The following is a 7,591-nucleotide window of genomic DNA, read 5'->3' on the forward strand; positions in this document are numbered from 1 at the left end:
GGGCAAGTGATCGCGGGATAAGCGTCGCCCCGGCGCAGGCTGGGGTCTTTTGCGGTGGCGCGTTACCGATCGCAAAAGATCCCGGCTTCCGCTGGGATGACGCGAGGGGGACGACAGGGCGTCAGCCCGTCGCCTTGCCCGGTGTGTTGACGCCCATGCTCTGCAGATAGCGTTTCACGTTGCGCGCGGCCTGGCGCAGGCGCTGTTCGTTTTCCACCATCGCAATGCGCACGAAGCCCTCGCCATTCTCGCCATAGCCGACGCCGGGCGCGACCGCGACCTTCGCCTGGGTGAGCAGTTGCTTGGAGAATTCGAGCGAGCCGAGATGCTGGAGCGCCGGCGGCAGCGGCGCCCAGGCAAACATTGAGGCGCGCGGCGAGGGAATGTCCCAGCCGGCGCGCGCGAAGCTTTCCACCAGCACGTCGCGACGCTTGTGATACAGCTGTCGGTTCTTCTCGACGATGTCCTGCGGGCCGTTGAGCGCGGCGCAGGCGGCGGCCTGGATCGGGGTGAACGCACCATAGTCGAGATAGGATTTCACACGCGACATGGCGGCGATCAGCGTGCGGTTGCCGACCGCGAAGCCGATCCGCCAGCCGGCCATCGAATAGGTCTTGCTGAGCGAGGTGAATTCGACCGCGACGTCCTTCGCGCCCTTCACCTGCAGGATCGAGGGAGTCGGGTTTCCGTCATAGTAGAGCTCCGAATAGGCAAGGTCGGAGATGATCCACACCTTGTTCTCGCGCGCCCAGGCGACCAGCCGTTCGTAGAAGGCCAGATCGACCGATTCGGCGGTCGGGTTCGACGGATAGTTGACCACCAGCACGCTGGGGCGCGGGACGGTGAACGCCATCGCGCGGTCGAGGCTTTCGAAATAATGTTCGTCCGGCGTGGTCGGCACCGCGCGGATCGTCGCGCCGGCGATGATGAAGCCGAAAGTGTGGATCGGGTAGCTGGGGTTGGGCGCCAGCACGACGTCGCCCGGCGCGGTGATCGCGGTGGCGAGGCTGGCCAGCCCCTCCTTCGACCCCATGGTGACGACCACCTCGTTTTCGGGATCGACGTCGACGCCGAAGCGGCGCGCGTAATAGTTCGCCTGCGCGCGGCGCAGCCCCGGTATCCCCTTTGACTGGGAATAGCCGTGCGCGTCGGGCTTGCGCGCGACCTCCACCAGCTTGTCGATGACATGGTCGGGCGGCGGCAGATCCGGATTGCCCATGCCCAGGTCGATGATGTCCTCACCCCCCGCACGCGCCGCTGCCCGCATCGCATTGACTTCGGCGATGACGTACGGGGGCAAGCGTTTCATGCGGTAGAATTCGTCGGACACGATCTTACTCCTTTGGAGCTCCCGCTATAACGCCATTGCGTCGCGCCACGCGAAGAAAAACGGTGGCGGGCGCGCGCCGCTGGTCTACACCGGGGGGAAGGAGAGGAGGCCCGCCCGTGACCGACCCCAAGCAGCCGCCGCCCGTCCCGCCGATCCTGACGTTAGCGGACATGCAGCACTGGACCTGGATGCTGGGCCGCGCGCAGCAACTGATGCTGGAGGCCGGGCTGCCGATCGCCGATGGCGAGGCGATCGCGGCGCAGGCGCGCGATTTCTGGACCGATTATCTTGGCCTGTGGCAGCGGTTCGCCACTCCCGGCGCGGCGGCGGCGGAGCGCCCGGCGGAAAAGGACCGGCGCTTTTCGGCGGAGGCGTGGCGCGTCAACCCGATGTTCGACTGGATCCGGCAGAGCTATGCGCTGATCGCCGACCACCTGTTGCGCGGGGTCGATGCGGTCGACGGGCTGGACGCGCGCCAGCGCGAGCAGTTGCGCTTCGCGACGCGCGGCATGATCGATGCGCTGAGTCCGTCGAACTTCGCGCTGACCAATCCCGAGGTGATCGCCAGAACGATCGAGACGCGCGGCGAGAACCTGATCGCCGGGTTGCAGCACATGCTGTCCGACATGGCGCGCGGGCAGCTGACGCACACCGCCGCGGATGCCTTCGAACTGGGGCGCAACCTGGCGACGACGCCGGGCAAGGTGGTGAAGCGCACGCTGCTGTACGAGCTGATCCATTACGCGCCCACGACCGAGCGGGTGCTGGCGACGCCGCTGGTGATCTTCCCGCCGTGGATCAACCGCTTCTACATCCTCGACCTGACCGCGGAGAAAAGCTTCATCCGCTGGGCGGTGGAACAGGGCGTCAGCGTGTTCATGGTGTCGTGGAAGTCCGCCGATGCCACCATGGCCGATGTGACGTGGGACGATTACGTCGCGGCGCAGATCGATGCGATCGACACGATCCGCGCCGCGCTGGACGTGCCGGCGGTGCACACGATCGGCTATTGCGTGGCGGGCACGACGCTGGCGGCGACGCTGGCGCTGCTGGCGGCACGCCGCGAAGCGCACAAGGTGGCGAGCGCGACCTTCTTCACCGCGCAGGTCGATTTCGCGCAGGCCGGCGACCTGATGAACTTCGTCACCGACGAACAACTGGCGATGATCGCGCAGCTGAGCCCCGACGGCTTCCTGGACGGACGGTTCATGGCCGCGACGTTCAATCTGCTGCGCGGGCGCGACCTGATCTGGAACTACGTCACCAACAATTACCTGCTGGGGAAGGATTACGCGCCGTTCGACCTGCTCCACTGGAACGGCGACACGACCAACCTGCCGGCGAAATGGCATCTGTCGTACCTGACCGATCTGTACCGCGACAACCGGCTGGTCGAGCCGGGCAGCCTGTCGGTGCTGGGCGAGCCGATCGACCTGACGCGGATCGAGACGCCCTGCTATATCCAGGCCGGGCGCGAGGATCATATCGCGCCGCCCGCCAGCGTGTGGGAGATCACCCGCCATGTCCGCGGGCCGGTGCGGTTCGTGCTGGCGGCGTCGGGGCATATCGCCGGGGTGGTCAACCCGCCGGCGGCGCGGAAATACCGCTACTGGACCAGCGAAGCGCCCGCCGCGACGCTGGATGAGTTCGTCACCGGGGCGGCGGAGACGGCGGGCAGCTGGTGGCCGGACTGGATCGCCTGGCTGACCGCGCAGGCGCCCGACACGGTCAAGGTGAAGGGCACGCGCATCCCCGGCAAGGGGAAGCTGGCCGCGCTGGAGGATGCGCCGGGGACGTACGTGCGCCAGCCGTGACATTATGGTGCGGCGCACAACGGGCTTGTCAAAACAGCTGAAAAGGCTTATTGTGCGCCGCAGCAAATGACAGGAGCAGGTGCATGTCGGACAAGGATCGAAGCGCGCGCGTCGCATCGGTGGCGAAGCCGGCACGTCCCCGTCGCGCCCGTTCCGCGGTGACATCGGTGGTCGCGGCGGTCGCGCCGTCCGTCCTTCCTGTCGAGGAAGCGCCGGCCACCATGCCCTCCATACCCCAGACCGTTCCCCAGATCGCAGCGAAGGACCAGACCATGAACGAGACCGTCAAGGCGTTTGCCGAAAAGGCGCAGGACCAGGCCAAGAACCTCTTCGGCCAGGCCGGCGAGCAGACCAAGTCCGCGATGGAAAAGAGCAGGAAGGCCGCCGAGGAAATGGCGGAATTCAGCAAGGGCAACGTCGAGGCGCTGCTGGAATCGTCGCGCATCGCGGCCAAGGGGCTGGAGACGATGGGCCAGGACGCGGCCGCATTCTTCCGCGCGCGCTACGACAGCACGGCGCAGGTCGTGAACGCCGTCGCGACCGTCAAGTCGCCGACCGAGCTGTTCCAGCTCCAGGCCGATTACCTGCGCGGCGCGTTCGACGCGATGGTCGCCGAGGCGTCGCGCTCGACCGAAGCGACGCTGAAGCTGGCCGGCGAGGTCGCCGCGCCGATCCAGAACCGCGTCGCGCTGGCCGCCGACAAGATCAAGGTCGCGGCCTGATCGACGGTCGCTGGCCGCCGGCCCGTCCGGCGGCGGCCCGGATGACGCTGAAAGGGGGCGTCCGCGTTGCGGGCGCCCTTTTTCGTGTCGACCGTCAGGCGGTGCCGCTGCGCGGACGCGCGCGATCGGTGCCGCGGGGGGTTGCCCTAAGGCGCGCGCGTGCCATATTTTGCCGCGTGTCCATGCAGCAATATCCCCCATCGATGGCCGCGGGCCAGAATGACGACGCCGATGGCGAGGGCACCGGTGTCGGCATCGCCACGCGCACCCGCACGCGCACCAAGAAGCCGACGCCCTATCGCGTCCTGATGCTGAACGACGATTATACGCCGATGGAATTCGTGGTCCTCTGCCTGCAGCGCTTCTTCCGCATGAACGTGGAGGAAGCGACGCGCGTGATGCTGCACGTCCACCAGAAGGGCGTCGGGGTGTGCGGCGTGTTCAGCTATGAAGTGGCCGAGACGAAGGTGACGCAGGTGATGGATTTCGCCCGCGCCAACCAGCATCCGCTGCAATGCACGCTGGAAAAGGCCTGACCCCGCTTTCGCCGGCGCGCGCGCCGCTCTAGCCTCGCGATCGCCGGGGGGCGATTCGGGAGCGGCCATGACGGATTTCGACCCCGCGCTGCGCGACGACGCGGTGCGACTGTACGACGCCTATACCCATGACCATCGCGACCGGCGCACCCTGCTGCGCCAGATGACCGCGCTGGCCGGATCGGCGGCGGCGGCGGAGGCGCTGATTCTGGGGATCGCCGCGACCCCCGCGGCAGCGTCGATCGTGCCCGCCGACGACGCGCGATTGCAGATCGATGCGCACGCGACGCTGCCCGACGGCCAGGGGACGCTGAAAGGCTATGTCGCGGCGCCACGCGGCGCGCGGCCGCGTGGCACGGTGATCGTCCTCCATGAAAACCGCGGGCTGAATGCGCATATCGAGGATGTCGCGCGGCGCGTCGCGCTGGCCGGGTTCGTCGTCATCGCGCCCGACCTGCTGACCGACCAGGGCGGCACGCCGGCCGATGAGGATCGCGCCCGCGCGCTGATCGCCGCGGCGGATCTGGAGCGCGTCGTCGCCGAAACGGTGGGACTGGCGCGCCACTACGCCGCCGCCGCGCCCCGCGCGCGGGTGGGCGTCATCGGTTTCTGCTGGGGCGGGGCGCTCACCAACCGTGTCGCGCTGGCGGCGGGGCCGGTGCTGTCGGCGGCGGTCAGCTATTACGGCCCCGCGCCGGCGCCGTCGGAAGCCGCGAAGCTGACCGTGCCGCTGATGCTGCATTACGCGGGCAAGGACGCGCGCGTCGCGCAGACCGGCGCGCCGTGGGTGGCGGCGCTGAAGGCGGCGCGCAAGCCGGTGGAGGCGTTCACCTATCCCGGTGTCGACCATGCGTTCAACAACGACACCTCGGCGGAGCGTTATGACAAGGCGGCGGCGGATCTGGCGTGGGGACGCACGATCGCGTTCCTGCACAAGCATCTCGATCGCTGAGGCAGGGGAGGACGATATGGCACTGACGTTCTACACCAACCCGATGTCGCGCGGGCGGATCGTGCGATGGATGCTGGAGGAAGTGGCGGAGCCGTATGAGACGGTGCTGGTCGACTGGGCCGGCAAGCCGCCGGCACTGCTGGAGGTCAATCCGCTGGGGAAAGTACCGACGATCGTCCATGACGGGGCAGTGGTGAGCGAGGCGGCGGCGATCTGCGCCTATCTGGCGGAGGCTCTCCCGCAAGCGGGGCTGGCGCCCACCGCGGCGGAACGTGCGCGCTACTTGCGCTGGATGTTCTTCACCGCTGGCCCACTGGAGGCTGCGATGGTGGACAAGGTGCTGGGGGTGACGGTGCCGCCGGAGCGCGAGGGGATGGTCGGGTACGCGACCTTCGCCAAGGCGGTGGACGCGTTGGAGGCGGCGGTGTCGGAAAGCGACTATATCGCCGGGGACCGGTTCACCGCGGCGGACGTGTATGTCGGCAGCGCGATCGGATGGTTCACGCAGTTCGGGCTGCTTGACCAGCGCCCGGCGTTCGCGGCCTATCTGGAACGGTTCGAGGCGCGTCCGGCGCTGGCACGAGCGCGGGCCATCGACGACGCGCTGATCCCGGCGACATAGGGGCCGGGCCGACCCGGCCCCATCCGTCGCATCAGCGGCAGCGCACCTGGCCGCGGTCCACCGACTGGCCGACCGCCGCACCGGCGGCACCGCCGATCAGCGCGCCCAGCACGCCCGACCCGCCCGGCGCGATCGCCGCGCCCAGCGCGCCGCCGGCGATCCCGCCGACGATGAGCCCGGTCGTGCCGTCGTCGCGGCGGCAGTAATAGCGCCCGTCCTGGCCGGCATAGATGCGGTCGCGGCGCGACAGGCGGCGCTCGCGATAATTGGGCGCGTCGCGATAGTAACGATCGGCATAATAGCCGCCATAGGCCGGATCGACGCGGTTATAGTCATACGCGCCCCAGCCATTGTAGCCGGCACTGCGCGGGCCATAGCCGTCGCCATAGGTCGAGCAGCCGGACACCATCACCGCGGCGCCCATTGCCGCCACCAACGCCATCTTCATCGCATCCCTCCTGTCATGGATCAGGCTGGAATGTTCGTTGTTGCCATAAGTTGCAGTGCGGCCCCGCCGTCACCGGGCGGGGCCGCACGCGATCAGCGATAATGGCGCCGGTCGTTTCGATCGTGCTTGTCGAAGCGGATGCGCGCGCTCAGCGCATCGAAGCGGCGGTCGAGATCGCGGCGCTCACCCGCCGACAGCCCGCCCGAGCGGCGATAGCGATATTCGAGCGCGGTGATCTGGCGGAACTCGCCGCGCAGCCGCATCGCCTCGCCCCGCGTCAGCGCGCCGGAGCGGATGCCCTGGTCGATCCGCATGTCGAGCCGCGCTTGGCGCGCATTGATCGACTGCCACGGGGCGGCCGAAGCGGCGGCGGGCAGCGCGACGGCGACAAGGCCGAGGCCCGCGATCAGCGTCTGGAAACGGTTCATGGTGGTTACTCCCTATAACGCGTGACCGGGGAAACCCCGGCCCGGGAACAGAGATAGGCGGCGGGCGTCGCGGATGTTTCGCAACATGCCGGCAAAAGTGTCGCGGCATGTCGCAGCCGCGCGACCTTCGTTCAGCTTCAGTGCGCCGCCGCCACTGCCAGCAGCGCGCGATCGACCGCGCGGGTGGCGCTGGCATCCTGTGGCATGTCGTTCGCCAGCGCGGAGAAGGCGTAGGTGCGTCCCGACGCCGTCACCAGATAGCCCGACAGCGCGTTGGCGGCGTTGAGCGTGCCCGTCTTGGCGAACAGCTTGCCTGCCAGTGCGGTGCCGGCGAAGCGCCGCGCGAGCGTCCCGTCCTGTCCGCCGACCGGCAGCGTCGCGCGCCACGCCGCGCCCCACGGCTGCGCCTGCGCCCAGCGCAACAGGCGGACGGCGGTGCGCGGGGTGATGCGGTTGTAGTTCGACATCCCCGATCCGTCGGCAAAGTCGTAACCGTCGCGCGGCACGCCCGCGGCGGCAAGCATCGCGTCGACGCGCGCCTGCCCGTCGGCGACCGATCCGCTGCCGCTGACCGCCCCGACGCGGCGCAGCAGCAGGTCGGCGTGCAGATTCTGGCTGACCTTGTTGGTGTGGCGGATGTCCTCGGCGAGCGGTGGCGGGGTGAGGCGGGCGAGCGGCGCGGGTTCGGGCGCGCGCGCGACCGGCGCGCCGCCGCGCTTCGCGGGATCGTCGGCGGGGG

General features: G+C 69.0%; 10 protein-coding genes. 5 read left to right on the plus strand and 5 right to left on the minus strand.

What is annotated here, in order from left to right; translation table 11 throughout:
* Positions 1 to 121: 121 nt before the first annotated feature.
* Positions 122 to 1,330 (minus strand): LL-diaminopimelate aminotransferase, encoded by a 1,209-nt coding sequence (locus AX685_RS06830; RefSeq protein ID WP_066486829.1) that lies wholly within the window; start codon positions 1,328 to 1,330, stop codon positions 122 to 124.
* A gap of 170 nt (positions 1,331 to 1,500) precedes the next feature.
* Between AX685_RS06830 and AX685_RS06835 the strand changes: the two genes are divergently transcribed.
* Complete coding sequence (locus tag AX685_RS06835; protein WP_082740657.1) at positions 1,501 to 3,144, plus strand: PHA/PHB synthase family protein; 1,644 nt, start codon at positions 1,501 to 1,503, stop codon at positions 3,142 to 3,144.
* A 28-nt stretch (positions 3,145 to 3,172) separates the two neighbouring features.
* On the opposite strand, the gene AX685_RS22395 is transcribed toward AX685_RS06835, so the two are convergent.
* Positions 3,173 to 3,433: a hypothetical protein gene (locus tag AX685_RS22395; RefSeq protein WP_176484829.1), complete on the minus strand. Its 261-nt coding sequence runs from the start codon at positions 3,431 to 3,433 to the stop codon at positions 3,173 to 3,175.
* Here AX685_RS22395 and AX685_RS06845 point away from each other — a divergent pair.
* The 4 genes from AX685_RS06845 to AX685_RS06860 all read left to right on the plus strand — a co-directional run bounded on the left by AX685_RS06845 (position 3,417) and on the right by AX685_RS06860 (position 5,976).
* Entirely contained in the window at positions 3,417 to 3,866 is a 450-nt protein-coding gene (locus AX685_RS06845) for a phasin family protein (RefSeq protein ID WP_066486834.1), read from the plus strand. The two genes, AX685_RS22395 and AX685_RS06845, sit on opposite strands and share 17 nt — an antisense overlap.
* 182 nt (positions 3,867 to 4,048) lie before the next feature.
* Entirely contained in the window at positions 4,049 to 4,402 is a 354-nt protein-coding gene (gene clpS, locus AX685_RS06850) for an ATP-dependent Clp protease adapter ClpS (protein WP_420542547.1), read from the plus strand.
* 67 nt (positions 4,403 to 4,469) lie between these two features.
* Complete coding sequence (locus AX685_RS06855; RefSeq protein WP_066486845.1) at positions 4,470 to 5,354, plus strand: dienelactone hydrolase family protein; 885 nt, start codon at positions 4,470 to 4,472, stop codon at positions 5,352 to 5,354.
* Positions 5,355 to 5,370: 16 nt separating this feature from the next.
* Entirely contained in the window at positions 5,371 to 5,976 is a 606-nt protein-coding gene (locus AX685_RS06860; RefSeq protein WP_066486846.1) for a glutathione S-transferase family protein, read from the plus strand.
* A gap of 31 nt (positions 5,977 to 6,007) precedes the next feature.
* On the opposite strand, the gene AX685_RS06865 is transcribed toward AX685_RS06860, so the two are convergent.
* The 3 genes from AX685_RS06865 to dacB form a co-directional block, all read right to left on the minus strand.
* Complete coding sequence (locus AX685_RS06865; RefSeq protein WP_176484827.1) at positions 6,008 to 6,424, minus strand: hypothetical protein; 417 nt, start codon at positions 6,422 to 6,424, stop codon at positions 6,008 to 6,010.
* A 92-nt stretch (positions 6,425 to 6,516) separates the two neighbouring features.
* Positions 6,517 to 6,852, minus strand: coding sequence for a hypothetical protein (locus AX685_RS06870; protein ID WP_066486847.1), 336 nt, complete (start codon positions 6,850 to 6,852; stop codon positions 6,517 to 6,519).
* 137 nt (positions 6,853 to 6,989) lie between these two features.
* A partial coding sequence (gene dacB / locus AX685_RS06875) for a D-alanyl-D-alanine carboxypeptidase/D-alanyl-D-alanine endopeptidase (RefSeq protein ID WP_082740661.1) occupies positions 6,990 to 7,591 on the minus strand: 602 nt, incomplete at its 5' end.

Origin of the sequence: Sphingomonas sp. CCH9-F2 (assembly GCF_001556735.1) — a bacterium.
GTDB classification, from domain to species: Bacteria; Pseudomonadota; Alphaproteobacteria; order Sphingomonadales; family Sphingomonadaceae; genus Sphingomonas; species Sphingomonas ginsenosidimutans.